The following is a 15550-nucleotide window of genomic DNA, read 5'->3' as shown; positions in this document are numbered from 1 at the left end:
TCAGGGTAAGCCAGAAAACCAGTCCAGTTGAACACTGGTCTCACGATGCCGACGTGACCCTGCCCACAAGGCGTTGGCCGGAAAACCCTTACAGCGTTGACAACGCGAGACAATCGGCAGCAACACAGAAGGAGGGTGTTACCCGCCTTTTCGACGGGTAACACCCTCCTTCTCAGACTGCTACAGCTTCCGCCTGGTGCGTAGGTAGTCGCCCACGACGGCGGCTCCGAGACCGTCCGCGTCCGGCGCCAGCACCCGCCCGCCGCTGCGGCGGGCGAGCAGGTCGACGAAGGCGTTCAGGCGTGGATCGTCGCCGAGGCGGAAGACGGTCAGCGAGGCGCCGAGCTTGGCGAGCCGGTCGACCTCGAAGATCGTCTTGCGGAGCGTGGCCGGCTCCGGCGGGTACGAGAACTCCGCCGTACCGTCCGGCTCCAGGTGCGCGGTCGGCTCGCCGTCGGTGACCATCAGTACGACGGGTTGCGCGTCCGGGTGCCGCCGGAGGTGCCGGCCCGCGAGCAGGAGCGCGTGGTGCGCGTTGGTGCCCTGCTCCCAGGTGCCCTCCATCCCGATCAGCTGCGGCAGCTCCACGACCCCGGCGTACCGCCCGAACGTGATCAGCTGCAGCGCGTCGTTGCGGTACCGCGTCGAGATGAGCTGGTGCAGCGCGAGCGCTGTCCGCTTCATCGGCAGCCAGCGGCCCTCCTGCACCATCGACCAGGACGTGTCGACCAGCAGTGCGACCGCGGCCCGGGCCCGGTGCTCGGTCTCCGCGATCTCCACATCCGCCACGTCGAGCTTCACGGAGCCTGAGCGTGAAGCGGTCCGCAGTACGGCGTTCCGCACCGTCCGCGGGACGTCCCACGGCTGGGTGTCCCCGAACTCCCACGGTCGGGTCGACCCGCTCAGCTCACCGGCCGCACCGGCGTTCGCGGCGTCCCGTTCACCCGATCCGCGCGCGGTCCGCAGTACGTCGGCCAACGCCGTCTGACCGAGCTGCCGGAGTGCCTTCGGCGACAACTGCAGCGAACCGTCCGGCGCCCGCTCGATCAGCCCCTGGTCGCGCAGTTGCCGCTCCAGTTCGGACAGCCGACGAGCGTCGACCGTCGCCTCGTCGCCCAGCTGCCTGGTCAGCGCGTCGAGGTCGATGTCCTCCAGCCGCGCGCCCGGATACGACTGCGCGAGCTGCTCGGCCAGCGCATCCAGCTCGGCCAGGTCGGACATCGCCTGCGCGCCCTCGGCGAGGCCGAGCGGATCGTCACCGCTCATCCGCTCCGAGGAGTACCAGTCCTCCCCCGGCCGCAGCGACTGCAGCTGCGCGTCGAGCTGGGACAGCTGCTGGGACAACTGCGCGTTGCCGAACGCCTGCTGCGACAGCTCCATCAGCTCGGCACGCTGCTCGGGTGTCATCGAGTTCAGCATTCGTTGCGCCGCGGCCGCCCGTTGGGCGAGCGCGTCGATGAGCTCCTCGACGTTCCGCGGGTTCTCCGGGAAGAACTCGCCGTGCTTGGCCATGAACTCGGCGAACAGCTGCGGTACGTCGGGCCTGTTCGCGGCATGCGCCGCGAGCAGCGCGTTGAGGTCGGTGAGCATCTCGTTGATCCGCTCGACGTCCTCGGGCGTGGTCTGCTGCAGCGCCTCCTTCATGCCCTCGAACCGCGACCCGAGCAGCTCGCGCCCGAGCAGTTCGCGGATCTCCTCGTACTTCTGCCGGGCCTCCGACGACTCCCACTGGTAGTTGGCCAACTCGCGGACGGCGGCCGCCGTACCGGAAGGCAGCGCGTCGAGCTCGGCCTCCTTGAAGCGGGCGTCGTCGGACGGGTTCGGGAACAGCTCGCGCCGTTCGGCCTCCAGCGCCTCGTTGAGCAGGCGCTGCACGTCCTGGAGCGTGCCGTCGAGGTTGTGCCGCCGCTGGATCTCGCGACGGCGCTCCCACAACCGGCGGGTCAGGTCGTCCAGGCCCTGGGTGTTCCGGGTGCCGCGCCGGAGCATCTCCTCCAGCGCGGACCGCGGCGACGACCCGTTCATCACGTCCCGGCCGATCTCGTCCAGCGCGTCCCGCAGGTCCACCGGCGCCTGCAACGGATCCGGCCCGTCGTGCCACGGCCCGTAGGACCAGCCTTCAGGGAGACCGGTCATTGGGCCTCCCGGTCTGGACCGAGGAGCGGCGGGAGCGAAGCGACCAGAGCGACGAGGGAAGACCGGGAGCAACAGCCCCATGACCCGCCGCGACGGAGTCGTGGCATCTGCATAGACATGGTCAGGCTCCGTAGACCGTTGTGTCGTCGTCGGCATCCTTCGCCACCCGTTTCGACAGGTAGAGCATCTCGAGCGCGAGTTCGACGGCGGCCGCGATCCGGCCGGGTGAGTCGTCGGTGTCCACGCCGGCGCGGGCGGCGACGTCGTGCAGCACCGGCAGCTCGGGCAGCGCGGCCAGCACCTCGCGCCCGGGCACCCGTTCGCCGGTCGTCACAAGGTTGCCGTCGGCAACAGCGTGGGCCAGCGGGGTCAGGTCCAGCCCGGCGAACCGCTCCCGGGCGGTGTCGGCCACCGACCGGCGCAGCAGGTACTCGAGCAGTTCGATCTCGCGCCCTTCCTCACCCGGCTCGAACTCGAGCTTGCCCCGCAGTACGGCGGGCACCGCCTCCAGATCGACCGGCCGGGCGACGGCCGGCTCCTCGCCGGTGATCGCCGAACGGCGCAACGCGGCGGCGGCGATCGTCTCGGCCGCGGCGACCGCGAACCGGGCCGAAACCCCGGACCGCTGGTCGATCGCCGTCGACTCGCGCAGGTGCCGGACGAACCGGGCCAGCACCTCCAGCAGCGGCTCGCCGACCTCGGCGGTGAACTCGGCCTCCTGCCGGATCACGTCCACCTCGGCGTCGATGTCGAGCGGGTAGTGGGTCCGGACCTCGGCGCCGAACCGGTCCTTCAGCGGCGTGATGATCCGGCCGCGGTTGGTGTAGTCCTCGGGGTTGGCCGTTGCCACCAGCAACACGTCGAGCGGCAGCCGGAGCGTGTACCCGCGGACCTGGATGTCGCGCTCCTCCATCACGTTCAGCAACGCGACCTGGATCCGTTCGGCCAGGTCCGGCAGCTCGTTGATCGCGACGATGCCGCGGTGCGCGCGCGGTACCAGCCCGAAGTGGATGGTCTCCGGGTCGCCGAGGCTGCGGCCCTCGGCGACCTTCACCGGGTCCACGTCGCCGATCAGGTCGCCGACGCTCGTGTCGGGCGTCGCCAGCTTCTCGGCGTACCGCAGATCGCGGTGCAGCCAGGCGACCGGCAGGTCGTCACCGAGCTCGGCGGCACGCCGGCGCGAGGCTGGGGTGATGGGGTCGAGCGGATGCTCGGGGAGCTCCGCGCCCTCGATGACGGGGGTCCACTCGTCGAGCAGGCCGACCAGCGTGCGCAGCAGCCGGGTCTTGCCCTGGCCGCGCTCGCCCAGCAGTACGACGTCGTGGCCGGCCAGCAGGGCTCGTTCGAGTTGCGGAATCACCGTCCGGGTGAATCCGACGATGCCGGGCCACGGATCACGTCCGGCCCGGAGTTCTTTCAGCAGGTTGTCACGGATCTCGGCCTTGATCGACCGGGGAAGATGTCCGGCGGCCCGGAGGTCACCAGCCTTACGAGGGAGTTCAGCAGGTGCACTAGTCACCTTGACGACGTTAGCTCGCTCCTCCCAACAGGTGGGAGCTTTATCTCACCGCCTGGGCGTCACTCGTCCGGAGGTGAAGACGTGCGTCGGTGTGAAGGTGATCGGTACCCACGGGTGCCCGGGCGCCTCGCGGGTGACGAAATGGTTGCCGTCGGCGGGCTCGGTCGGGCGCAGTTCGTACTCGTGCACCGGGTCCTCGGCGAACGCCAGCCGATCCCCCGTGGCCTGGTAGGTCAGCACCAGCTCATCGCCCCGCCGGTCCACGTCGACCCGGACGCCGGCGCGTTCGTACCGCCCGACGTGCCGGTCGTCGACCGGTCCGTCGATCGGCTGCGGCGCCTCCGGGTGCGCCACCCCGGCGTACTGCGTGAACACCTCGGACGCGAGCGGTTCGAACAGGCGGGTGCCGTTGCCGGAGTTCGTCAGCAGGCACATGATCAGCCGCGCCTCCGGGTCGATCCGGAGGAACGCGAGCTGCGAGATCGTCGTCCCGTCGTGCCCGAACAGCCGCCGGCCGCCCCAGTCGAAGATCCGCCAGGTCAGGCCGAGATCGACGAACCCGCCGATGCCGGCCGCGAACGGTACCTGCGGCTCCTGCATCACGGCGTACCGCTCGTCGGTCAGGTGCAGTTTGGCGAACTCCAGCAGGTCCGAGGCGCTCGCGGTGATCGTGCCCGCCGGGCCGATGCTGCGCGGGAGTTGCCACGTCTTCACGCGGGAACCGTCGGTGGCGAGGTGGCCGACCGCGGCGTTGTGCAGGATCGCCTCCTCGGGAAGCGTGACGGTGTGGGTCAGGCCGAGCGGCTCGATCAGGCGGGCCTTGAGCGACTCGTCCCAGGTGCGGTCGTCGAGTACTTCGATGAGGCGGCCGAGCAGGACGAAGCCGGCGTTGCAGTACGAGTACGCCGTACCGGGTTCGAAGAGCTGGTCGACGTCGGCGAGCAGCTCGACGTACCGCTGCAGGCAGTCGTCGCCGCGGCCGGTGTCGGTGAACAGGTCGCCGTCGATGCCGCTCGTGTGGATGAGCAGGTGCCCGACGGTGATCCGCGGGTCGACAGGTGCCTCTGGCAACAGTTTGACGATCGGGTCGGCCGGCCGGAGCCGCTCCTCGACGGCCAGCTGGACGATCATCGACGCCGTCCACGCCTTGCTGATCGAGCCGAGCTGGAACAGCGAGTCGGCGGTGGTCCGCACGCCGGTCGTGGAGTTCAGGACGCCGTACGGCACGATCGTCGTCTCGCCGTCGTGCCAGATCGCGAGCACTGCCCCGGTGACGTCCGCCGCCACCGCCAACTCGTCCAACCGCCGAGCCCAGTCAGCCATACGGACCAACCTACTTTGCTGCCTCCTCAAGCAATGCACGCAGGCCCGCCCACGCGGCCTTCTCGTCGAGGCCCTGCTCGACCAGGATCTGCGTCGCGACCCCGAGCGAGTCCCGGTAGAACGCGAGCAGCAGGTGTTCGGTGCCGACGTAGTTGTGCCCGAGCGTCAGCGCCTCGCCGACCGCTCCCTGCAGGACATGCGCGGTCCGGCGGGTGTACGGCGGGTTCTCCGCGTCGAGTGCCTTGTCGGCCGCTTTCGTGTCGGACGCCGGACCGGCCGGACTCTTCACGTCCATCGCAGTCCGCACCGACTCCTCGGTGATGCCGTGGGCGAGAAGCACCTTGGTCGCCAGGGCCTCGGGCTGGGTGAACAACGCGAGCAGCAGGTGCTCGGTGCCGATGAAGGAATGATTCCGGCCGCGCGCGACGTCCTTCGCGGCCGCCACCACGGCTTTCGTCCGCTTGGTGTACCGGTTGAGCGTGGGTGTGGCGGTCCAGGAGTCGGCGAAGCGTTTGTGGGCGGCCTGTTTGGTGACGCCGAGGACGGCGCTGATCTCCACCCAGGACTTGCCCGCACCCCGCGCCCGGTCCACGAAGAACCCGAGCGCCTGGTCACTGGTCGTCGTCAGTTCGCTGACCGTCGCCGCCGCGACGGCGAGCTGCTGAAGCTCGTCCTCGCTGCCGGCGTCGGCCTTGATCGTGGTGATGAGCTGCTGCAGATCCGGTCCAGGAGTCATACGTCAACCCTAGGTTGACAAACATCACCCCGTCAACCCTAGGTTGACATCGGGGGTGGGGTACCTAACGACAGGAGGTGTCCGTCGTTTCGGGCGCACCGGCAGTCCAGTCAGGCGTGAGCGGTGGCGGCCGGGAGGGACACCTCCTGTCGTTAGGTACCGTCTCCCCTGTGCAAGGCATTCCGGACGTCATCGACAGCGGACTGAGGGTGCTGTTCTGTGGGATCAACCCGGGGCTGATGTCGGCCGCGACCGGGCATCACTTCGCGCGGCCGGGGAACCGGTTCTGGCCGGCGGTGCATTTGAGCGGATTCACCCCGCGGCAGCTGAAACCCGCCGAGCAGCAGGAGCTGTTGAGCTACCGGCTCGGCATCACGAACGTCGTCGACCGGCCGTCGGCGAAGGCCGCCGAGTTGTCCCGCGCGGAGTTCCTCGCCGGCGGGGAGAACCTGGTGAAGAAGGTGCTCGACGTACAGCCCGAGTGGCTCGCCGTGCTCGGCGTCACGGCGTACCGGGACGCTTTCGGCGACCGTACGGCGGCAGTGGGCAAGCAGGACCGGACCATCGGCGCCACCCGCGTCTGGGTGCTGCCGAATCCGAGCGGCCTGAATGCCCACTACACGTTGCCGAAGCTCACCGCGGCGTTCGCGGAGCTGGCTCAGGTCAGTTGAGCGCCTTGCGCAGCGTCGAGATCGCCAGCTCGATCGCGGCGTTCGCGGCGTGCGTGTCGCGGAGCGCGTCCAGCATCACGAAGTCGTGGATGATCGCCGCGAACCGCACCGCCGTCGTCGGTACGCCGGCCGCCAGCAGCTTGGCGGCGTACGCCTCGCCCTCGTCCCGCAGTACGTCGGCCTGACCGGTGATGACCAGCGCCGGCGGCAGGCCCTGCAGCTGCTCGGTCGTCGCGCGCAGCGGTGAGGCGGTGATCTGGTTCCGCTCGCTCTCGTCGGTCGTGTACTGGTCCCAGAACCACTTCATCCCGTCCAGCTGCAGGAAGTACCCCTCGGCGAACTCCCGGTACGACGCCGTGTCGAACGACGCGTCCGTCACCGGGTAGAACAGCACCTGCTGGACGAACTTCACGTCGCCGCCCTCCTTCGCGAGCAGCGTGACGGCGGCCGTCATGTTCCCGCCGACCGAGTCGCCCGCGATCGCCAGCCGCTCCGCGTCCAGACCGTGATCTTTGCCCGAGGCAATGATCCAGCGGGCGACGGCGTAGTTCTGCTCGAGCGCGTGCGGGTACCGGACCTCGGGCGAGAGGTCGTACTCCGGGAACACCACCGCGGCGCCCGCGCCGACGGCGAGCTCGCGGACCAGCCGGTCGTGGGTGTGCGCGTTGCCGAACACCCAGCCGGCGCCGTGGATGTAGAGGATCACCGGCAGCACGCCGGTCGCGCCCTGCGGCTTCACGATCCGCGCCCTGGTGCCGTCCGCGGCCGTCACCCACTCCTCGTCGACCGGGAGCTTCGGGTAGTCGGTGGTCTGCACCTCGTCGACGGCCTTGCGGCCCTCCTCCGGGGACAGCTGGAACAGGAACGGCGGCTTCGCGGTGGCATCGGCGAAGGCCTGGGCGGCGGGCTCGAGCAATGTCATTTCTTCCTCCCATGGACTGTGAGAACGTTCGTTCTCCGCTGGCGTTTGCTACTGTAGGAGAACGTTGGTTCTCCGCGCAAGGTGGCGCGGGTCACGCTGGAGGTTTCGATGGTGCTGGACACGGCGACGGCGCAGCGGCAGGTGCTGGACGCGGCCGACGCGCTGTTCTACGAGCGCGGCGTGCAGGCGGTCGGGATGGACGCGATCCGGTCCGCGTCCGGGGTCTCGCTGAAGCGGCTGTACCAGCTGTTCCCGTCCAAGGAGACGCTGATCGAGGCATACCTGGACCGCCGGGACGCGCTCTGGAAGTCGATGCTCGCCGAGCACGTCGACGCGGCGGCCGACCCGCGGTCGCGGCTGCTCGCGGTGTTCGACTTCCTGTACGAGTGGTTCCAGCAGCGGGACTACCGGGGCTGCGCGTTCATCAACTCGTTCGGCGAGCTCGGCACCGTGTCGCCGCGGGTCGCCGAGCTGGCGCTCGAGCACAAGGAAGGCTTCCGCCGCGCGCTCGGCGAACTGGCCACCGCGGCCGGCGCCCGCGACCCGGAGGCGCTCGCCGACCACCTCATCCTGCTCAGCGAGGGCGCCATCACCCGCTCCGCGATCTCAGGCACCGCCGACCCCGCCGTCCGCGCGCGAGAGGCCGCGACGATGATCCTCAACGCATCCCTCCCCAGCTGACCCCACAACTACCCCCGCAGGCGACCCCACCACCTGCCCCATACCCCAACCCAGGAACCCCCCAACGAGCCGACCCCGGCAGTCCACCCGCGCCTCCCCCGCGAGCCGGCCCCGGCAGCTCACCCCAGACACCTGACCAGCGACCCACCCCGGCACCTGGCCCCGGCAGCGGACCCGACGAACCGACCCCAGCAGTTCACCCGCGCCGCCCCCGCGCGCCGGCCCGGGCAGCTCACCCCTGCGGCCGACCTGGCGGCCGACTTGGCGGCTGGCATGCGCAGGTGACTCCGCGAGGCGACTCGCCGGGTCGGCGCGGGAGCCGCCAGGGAATGGCGTGATGGAGTCGTGGGGCGGGTGGCACCGTCGTTCGGCAGGATGGGCCTATGCGTTTGCCGGAGCTGCTGCGATCGATCGACGGACTCTCGTACGGGCAACGCGTACGACTGCTCGCGGACCGGGCGCCGGAGCTCGCCGGGCTGCTCGGTGAGCTGGCTCGCGGCAGTGCGTTCGAGCGCGTCCTCGGCCTGCAGATCGCGGAGGTCACGCGGGACGCCGCGTACGTCTCCCGGATGCTCCGCGACCTCGACCCGGCGGTCCAGGCGCGGGCATTGGCCGCGGTCGGTCGCGGCGTACCGGTCACGGACGACGACCTGCGGATCCTGTACGACGACGCGCCTGCGGCACTCCGGTCCAAGCTGGTGGCGCTGGTACGGCGGCAGCGGCGGGAGCATCTCGCCGTACGGCTGATCGACGAGCACCGCGCGCGCTGGGGTGACGTCGCGGCGACCGGTCTGCTCGACGCGGTCGACGGCGCGACCGTGGCGCGGCTGCTGCCGGAGCTGGCGTACTGCGTGACGCCGGGAAACTGGCGGCGGCTCGCTCGGCATCATCCGTCGGAGGTGCTCACGTACGCGCGTGACACCTTGCCGGCGGGTGACGACCGCGACGAGTGGTGGCGGGGTGTCGGACACGGCGTTGCCGCTGCGCTCGACGTCGAGTTGATCAAGGAGGCGCTGCCGGCGCACGACCTGCCGGCGGCGGTGATCGACGTGATCGGGCCGCTGACCGATCGGGACCCGGCCGGTGTGCTGGCGTTGCTGCTCGCGCCCGACCGGCGGAGTGCCGTACCCAAGGCGTTGACGCCGGCCCTGCGGCGCCGGTTGTACCGGTACTCCGACGACGAGCTGGTGGAGCTCGGGCGGATCCTCTGGCCGGAGCTGACCGACGTACTGCGTGAGCTGGCGCCGGCGCGGCGTGGACGGCTGTTCGAGGCGGTGACGAAGGACGTCGACCTCGGGCAGGCGCAGCTTCGCGAGGATCTGTTGCGGGTGCTGCCGCATGCGGTTCGGGTGGCGCAGGCGCGGCGCATGCTGACGCTGCCGGCGGTCGCGGAGGACGGTGCGCGACGGCGGCGGGTGACCGCTCACCTGCCGTACGACGATGCGCTCGCTCTGCTGTCGGGCGAGCTCCGGGATCCCGATGCTGGGGTGCGGTCGTCGGTCTACCAGGCGGTTGTCCGGTCGGCGACGCGGGCTGAGCAGGTCGTGGCGGCGGTGGCGTGGGCCGCGGATCGGGTACGGAACGACCAGGATCTGGTGCGGCTCGCCGTACTGCACGCGATCGCGGACGTGTCGCCGACACTGCTGACCGAGGCGTTGACGCTTCCGCTCGAGACCTTGCTCGAGGATGCGTTGAACGCGCGCGACACGTCGTGGGCGACCCGGCACGCCCTCGGGCGGATCGCCGAGCGCACGGTCGTGCATGGTGCCCTGGGCAACGAGTCGGGCCTGCTCGACTGGGGGCTGCGGGCGCACGCGCGGTTGTCGGAGAACATCGGCGAGATCGCACTCGGTCGGATTGTTGACAATCTACCGCGCGGGCGTGAGGGCGCGGTGTACGACGTACTGCGACCGGCGATCGAGGCGGCCGCGCGGCGGAACGAGTTCGCGCTCGCGTTCGCGGTGGCGGAAGCCTTCGGGCGGCGGGCGTGGTCGCTGGATCACCTGCAGGACGTGCTCGAACAGGCCGTGTGGTCGAACCAGGAACACACGGTCGAGCGCGCCTGCCGGTACTGGCTGGACGCGCCCGCGACCCGGTCCGCTCGGGTGGAGCGGATCGTTCGCCGGGACGTGCGGCTCGCGCGGTGGCATCCGGTGTGGTGGCTGGTGACCGAGGTACGGACCGATCTGCTGGATCCGGTGTTCGAGGCGGCGGACAGCATCCGGCGGTTCGATCGGAACAGTCCGTCGTGGGAGGTTCCGGACTACGCGCTGCGGTTGTGGCTGCCGCGGCAGCAGGCCCGGTACGCGTCGTTGCTGGCCGGCGTTGCGCGTGATCACGGGATGCCCGAGTGGTACCGGGCCGCGGCAGTGAAGACGCTCGGTCGGGTGCCGACCGCACGGGCCGCTTTGGACGAGTTCTTGGCGAGTGACGAGGTGCTGCTGCAGGAGGCTGCGCTCGCGGCGCTCGCGTGGACGGACCGGCCCGATCAGGCGCTGCCGCTGTTGCTGTCGCACGCGGGAGACGATCGGGCGCGGGTTGCTGTCTATGCGGCGGCTCGGGCTGCGCGGTTCGTGCGGCCGAGCTTGTTGCCTGGATTGTTGCAGCCCGTGTTGTCGCGCGAGGGCGTGAAGGTGACGGCGCGCAAGGAGGCGGTACGACTGCTGGGCGAGCTGCGGGCGCCGGGCGCGGGTGCGGTGCTGACGGAGACGTGGGCCGGGGCGCATCGGGACGTACGGGCGACAATCGCTCGGACTGTGTCGCAGTACTTGCTGTACGACGCTCCTGCGTGGGCTGTGCTGGAGCAAGCGGTGCACGACTCGCCGGCGACCGCGGTGGTGCTCGGCACGCGGTCGGCGTACGACGTACCGCTTGCCTATCGGTCGCGGTACGCCGACCTGTTGATCGCGGTGACGACCCGCCCGGAACCGGACGTGGTCGGTCCGACGCTGCTCGCGTTGCGCGGGTGGGCACGCTACAACCCTGCTGCTGCGGGGGTTTGCGCCGACTTCGTCACGGACCTGTCGCTGCGTAGCCGGGTGTGGTCGGACGCGATCACCGCGCTCGTGTCGATCGTGGCGGCGAACCCGCCCGACGGTCTGCGGGAACTTGTCGACGCCGTCCGCCTACTGGTCCGGCTCGAGGAGGATCCCGCCCTCCCGAACGCCACCGCCGACCGGGACCATCCAGCTCGCCGGCGGTTGACGCAGCTCGTTGATCAACTCACCGGCCAGCTGGCGGGTCGCTCGGCCTCCGCCCGCGGTCACCTCTCGCAGGTGGCGGACGAGCTCACCGCACCTGACTACCTCACGTCACGTTTGCGGTTGCTCCTGGTGGCAGCACCTACCGCCGCGGACGCCGTACCCGCCCTTCGCGACGCTGTCGCCGACGACATCCTGGCGGCATCCGCAGCGGCCGATCTCCTCCGCGCGCGCCTCCATGCAACCGAACCCCTGTGGTCCCCCGCCGACCTGCTCCCGCTGGCCGAATCCCTCGCCCACGCAGGCGATCCAGCGTCCGCCCTGCTGGCCCAAGCCCTCCTGACCGCCGCCGCCCCGCGCGCCGGCTGGCCTCCCAGCTGGCGCGCGATATTAGTTGCCCTCCGCAACCACGCCACGCCGTCCATCCGCCGCGCCGCGCTGGACATCACCACCGCGGCCGAGTAGGCAACCGAACGGCCACCGACAGGGGTCCGCCTCGCCATGGGCTTGTCGCTGAGCGCTAGCTCCCCGCGTCGCCCGTCGGTTCTGCTTCGGCTTTTGCCTCTGCCTCGCGGGCGCGTTTGCGGCGTTTGCCCTCGTGCATGGCGACGACCCGGGCGACCGGGATCGCGCGCCCCTCCGCGAGTATGTCCTCGGGGATGTCCTGTGGCGCCGGCAGTGCGTCCGCCCACGGATCGCGGTCCCCGAGCAGCGCGGGCGCCGTACGCACGGTGAAGTCCCGCGGCGACACGTTCTCCAGCTCGTCCCAGCTCACCGGGAACGACACCGTCGTACCGGGCCGCACTCGGGGACTGTACGCCGCCACGATCGTCGCCCCGCCGGACCGGGTCGAGTCGACGAACACCTTCCCGTGCCGGTCCTCCTTGATGTACGCCGTCGTCGCAACAGCCGGATCGAGCTTCTCCGCGCGGGCCGCGATCGCCCGGGTGGCCGCCGCGGCGTCCTCGATCGTCACCGTGTCGACGATCGGCACGATCACGTGCACGCCCTTCGCGCCGCTCGTCTTCACCGCCCCCGACAGCCCGGAGTCGGTCAACGCCTGCCGGACGAGCAGCGCCGCCTGGACAGCCATCGTGAACGTCTCGCCCTGCGGCGGGTCGAGGTCCAGTACGAGATGCGTGACGCGGTCCCAGCGGTCGGCGCGCATCAGCGTCGGGTGGTACTCGACCGCGCGCTGGTTGGCGAACCACAGCAACGTCCGCCGGTCGTCGCACAACGCGTACGATACCTCCCGCTTGGACGCCTCCGCCCACACCTGCACGGTCTTCACCCAGTCAGGTGTGTACTTCGGAACGTTCTTCTGCATGAACTTCGGCTGTCCCGGACGGATCCGCACCACCGAGAGCGGCCGCTCCCGCAGCTCGGGCAGGATCCGCCCGTGCACCGCGTCCAGGTAGTCGACCAGGTCTCGCTTGGTCGCCTCCGCTCCGTCGAACAACGGCTGATCCAGGTTGGTCAGGTCGACCCCGTCCCGCACTTCATCCGGCTTACTCGCCATCCCCAGAGCTTAGAAGGCGAACGAGGGCATCGAGAACCACCTTCTCCTCACCGGGCTCCAGCGTTTGCGGATTGAGGGCGATCGCGTCGTCGGGCAGCCCGTAGGTTCCGACGGAGATTCGCGGGTCGCCGTCGAACAGCAGCTGCACGACCGTGTCGCGGTCCCTGGCGAGGCGGAGTACGGCGCGGCTGTGCGGCTGACCCGCCTCGCTCGGGTACCCGCGCTCCACCAGTACGCCCGGGAGACCCTGCAAGCCGACAATCCAGTTGTCGACAATCCGCTCGTACCCGGCCAGCAACTCCCCCTCGTCCTGCTGCAGCGTCCACTCGACCGCGGCGAGCAGGCCCATCAGCTCTTCCTTGCCGACCTTCATCCCGCGGCCGATCTCGTGCAGCGGTGAGGTGTGCGCGCGTACCCGGTCCACCAGCCACCCCTTCCCCAGCACCAACCCGCTGGCCTGCGGTCCGCGGAGCCCTTTCCCGCCGCTGACAATCACCGCGTCCGCCCCGACATCCCGCGTAAACCGCCACAGACTCGCCACCGGCGGGATCTGCGCTGCCGCGTCAACGAGCACCGGTACGCCGTACTCCCCGGCAACCCGCACCACGTCCTCGATCGGTAGCGCGCCGCGCGCGTAGTGCGCCCCCGCAAACCACAACACACACGCCGGTCCCCGCCCAACCGCCGCCCGCAACTCCTCCTCCGACGCCCCCACCTCGACAACCCGCACCCCCAGCAACCGGGCCGAGTAGTCATAGCCATTGCGCTGACTGGCAAACATCACCACCTCAGCAGCTACTGGGAAGGCCTGGGAGTCGGTGGTGATGCTGGCGGCGACTGCGAGGGTGATTGCGGCGGCGGCGCCGGAGGTTACGTAGGCGGCCTCGTTGTGGGTCAGCTCGGCCAGGCGCTCCCCGACGCGTTGGTTCAGCTCGGGCAGGTCGACGAACTGTGCCGCCGCGTCGACCATCGCCTGCAGCACCGGTGGTGGCATCAACGAGCCGCCCAGAACGGTGACGGTTGCGTTGGCGTTGATGACGGGCCGCACCCCCAGCGGATTCATGCGACGAACTTCGACATCGCCGGTACGCCGGATCGCCCGGCCAGCCACGCGTCGAGGAAGTCGTTGTCCGTCCCGTCAAGATGTGTGACCTTGTAGACCTCCGGGTCCGGCAGCGCCTCCACCAACGACCGGCACCAGTCGTCGTCCTCGACAGACACCAACGCCCGGCCGGCCACCGCCGGAGCATGCCGCACCGGATCGAAGTACGAGAGGGTTGTCGACAATCCTCCTGTCGACGATCCACTCCTCAGCTGATCGTTCAACTCCTCCAGCGGATACAGGCACGACGTCGACCGCGCCTCCATCGCCCGGTAGAACAGCAGGTCCGTCACCCGCACCGAGCTGAACCCGGGCCGCCGCGCCGCCGTCAGCACGGCCAGGTCGTCCCCGCTCACCGCGACCCGCGCCGGATCCACCTCCGCCAGCCCCATCAGGAACTCGGCCGCCCGCAGACAGTCCGCCGCGATCCCGCGATACACGTACGTCGACGGATCGTCGATCCCCATCGTCAACAGTCCTGGGTACGCCGCCGCGAACCCCTCGTCGGCGAGCCGCTGACCGCGGTGCATCAGGCTGAGCACGACGTACCGGCTCCGGTCGTTCGGATGCGGGATGTTGTTGACGCTCCCGTACCGCGGGGTGATCAGCAACCCCGGAAACGGCCCGTCACCGCGCGGGATGCTGAGGTTGCCGTACACGCGGTACGGCCCGGTGCTGGTGATCCGCAGCGCGTAGAACGTCGCCTCGTCGGTGGTTCGCGCCGGTACGACGTCCAGGACCGGCCGGCCGGGGATCGCCGCAAGCTCTTCGTCGACCGCGGCCCAGTAGCTGTCGAAGGTCATCAGGTCACCGTCCCGGGGTGAGGTGCTCGGCAAGGAAGTCCTCCACGATCCGCATCACGTCCGGCAGCCCGGCGTGGTGCGCGCAGTGCGGGTACGTGTGCAAGGTCTTCTCGCACGTCAGCGCCCGGTGCAGCGCGAACCCGGTCTCCGGCGGGCAGACGTCGTCCTCGAGCCCGAGGTACAGCAACGTCGGCGCCTGCACCTTCGGCGCGAAGTTCAGCCCGTCGTAGTACGCGACCGTCTCCCGTACGCGATCGACATCCTTCGGATGGACCCGCAGGTACTCGTTGATCTCCTCGTACGGGTACGACCGGGTCAGCGTCGGCGCGGTCATGATCCCGCAGAGGTACGGCGCCCCGGCCGCGACGCAGCGGATCACGCCGGGCATCAGCGCGGCCGTGGAGATCCCGAGCCCGCCGCCCTGGCTCGAGCCCTGGAGACCGATCCGCAGATTGTCGACATCAGGACGATCCAGCAGTACCTCGACCGCCCGGACCACGTCGAGGTAGAACCCGCGGTACCCGTAGGTGCTGGGGTCGACGATGTTGTGCGTCAGCAGCCCCGGGTAGCCCGGGTCGAACACGTCGTTCGAGCGGAGTTTGCCGCGTGGGGCGATCGCGAGGGTGGCGTAGCCGAGCTCGGCCCATTCCTTCGGGACGGTCGGCTCCGAGATGTACCCGGGGATCGTGACCAGCCCGGGCAGCGGGCCGGGGCGGTCGCGCGGTACGGCGTACCAGCCGGCGATCCGGAGTCCGCCGTAGCTGGTGAAACGTAGATCGTTGACAATCACCGTGCTGGTGGAGAGGTCGGGCCTCTCGGTGAGTACCGGGTCGAGCGGGTACGACGCGCAGTCCGCGAGGCCGGCTGCCCAGAAGGCGTCGAAGTCTTCCGGGAGGTCGACCTCGACGGTCGCGTTCTCGGGGTCTCTCAAGAGCGTT

The 15550-nt window shown here is 70.1% G+C and carries 12 protein-coding genes; 3 read left to right on the top strand and 9 right to left on the bottom strand.

Annotated elements, in window-relative coordinates; genetic code table 11:
- Nucleotides 1-180: 180 nt before the first annotated feature.
- The 4 genes from ACFV9C_RS25050 to ACFV9C_RS25035 all read right to left on the bottom strand — a co-directional run bounded on the left by ACFV9C_RS25050 (nt 181) and on the right by ACFV9C_RS25035 (nt 5714).
- Nucleotides 181-2136, bottom strand: coding sequence for a hypothetical protein (locus ACFV9C_RS25050; RefSeq protein WP_380197234.1), 1956 nt, complete (start codon nt 2134-2136; stop codon nt 181-183).
- 121 nt (nt 2137-2257) lie between these two features.
- The gene (locus ACFV9C_RS25045) at nt 2258-3655 is read right to left on the bottom strand and encodes an ATP-binding protein (RefSeq protein ID WP_380197232.1); all 1398 of its coding nucleotides are present in this window, start codon (nt 3653-3655) and stop codon (nt 2258-2260) included.
- Nucleotides 3656-3700: 45 nt separating this feature from the next.
- On the bottom strand, nt 3701-4978 hold the full coding sequence (locus tag ACFV9C_RS25040) for a serine hydrolase domain-containing protein (RefSeq protein WP_380197231.1): 1278 nt from the start codon (nt 4976-4978) through the stop codon (nt 3701-3703).
- Nucleotides 4979-4988: 10 nt separating this feature from the next.
- The gene (locus ACFV9C_RS25035) at nt 4989-5714 is read right to left on the bottom strand and encodes a Clp protease N-terminal domain-containing protein (protein WP_380197229.1); all 726 of its coding nucleotides are present in this window, start codon (nt 5712-5714) and stop codon (nt 4989-4991) included.
- Nucleotides 5715-5884: 170 nt separating this feature from the next.
- On the opposite strand from ACFV9C_RS25035, the gene mug reads away from it, so the two are divergent.
- A complete protein-coding gene (gene mug, locus ACFV9C_RS25030; protein WP_380197227.1) occupies nt 5885-6385 on the top strand; it encodes a G/U mismatch-specific DNA glycosylase in 501 nt (166 codons plus the stop codon).
- On the opposite strand, the gene ACFV9C_RS25025 is transcribed toward mug, so the two are convergent.
- The gene (locus ACFV9C_RS25025) at nt 6378-7307 is read right to left on the bottom strand and encodes an alpha/beta hydrolase (protein ID WP_380197225.1); all 930 of its coding nucleotides are present in this window, start codon (nt 7305-7307) and stop codon (nt 6378-6380) included. The genes mug and ACFV9C_RS25025 overlap by 8 nt on opposite strands.
- A gap of 108 nt (nt 7308-7415) precedes the next feature.
- Between ACFV9C_RS25025 and ACFV9C_RS25020 the strand changes: the two genes are divergently transcribed.
- Together ACFV9C_RS25020 and ACFV9C_RS25015 are read left to right on the top strand one after the other, a co-directional pair.
- Nucleotides 7416-7988 carry a TetR/AcrR family transcriptional regulator gene (locus tag ACFV9C_RS25020; RefSeq protein WP_380197223.1) on the top strand — a complete coding sequence of 191 codons (573 nt, stop codon included), beginning with the start codon at nt 7416-7418 and terminating at the stop codon, nt 7986-7988.
- Nucleotides 7989-8371: 383 nt separating this feature from the next.
- On the top strand, nt 8372-11653 hold the full coding sequence (locus ACFV9C_RS25015) for a hypothetical protein (protein ID WP_380197221.1): 3282 nt from the start codon (nt 8372-8374) through the stop codon (nt 11651-11653).
- Nucleotides 11654-11708: 55 nt separating this feature from the next.
- Here the strand turns inward: ACFV9C_RS25015 and ligD are convergent, their stop codons facing one another.
- From ligD to ACFV9C_RS24995, 4 genes are read right to left on the bottom strand one after another with little or no spacing between them, the layout of a single operon-like run.
- A complete protein-coding gene (gene ligD / locus ACFV9C_RS25010) occupies nt 11709-12707 on the bottom strand; it encodes a non-homologous end-joining DNA ligase (RefSeq protein ID WP_380197220.1) in 999 nt (332 codons plus the stop codon).
- Nucleotides 12697-13770, bottom strand: coding sequence for a hypothetical protein (locus tag ACFV9C_RS25005; protein ID WP_380197218.1), 1074 nt, complete (start codon nt 13768-13770; stop codon nt 12697-12699). The genes ligD and ACFV9C_RS25005 overlap by 11 nt, the downstream gene beginning before the upstream one ends.
- Nucleotides 13767-14612 (bottom strand): acetylxylan esterase, encoded by an 846-nt coding sequence (locus tag ACFV9C_RS25000; RefSeq protein ID WP_380197216.1) that lies wholly within the window; start codon nt 14610-14612, stop codon nt 13767-13769. The genes ACFV9C_RS25005 and ACFV9C_RS25000 overlap by 4 nt, the downstream gene beginning before the upstream one ends.
- A 4-nt stretch (nt 14613-14616) precedes the next feature.
- On the bottom strand, nt 14617-15543 hold the full coding sequence (locus ACFV9C_RS24995; protein ID WP_380197215.1) for an acetylxylan esterase: 927 nt from the start codon (nt 15541-15543) through the stop codon (nt 14617-14619).
- Between the last annotated feature and the right edge of the window lie 7 nt (nt 15544-15550).

The sequence above is a fragment of the Kribbella sp. NPDC059898 genome (genome assembly GCF_042730855.1).
Taxonomy (GTDB): domain Bacteria; phylum Actinomycetota; class Actinomycetes; order Propionibacteriales; family Kribbellaceae; genus Kribbella.
Note: the sequence above shows the minus strand (reverse complement) of the source record. Positions and strands in the feature narration are given on the sequence as shown.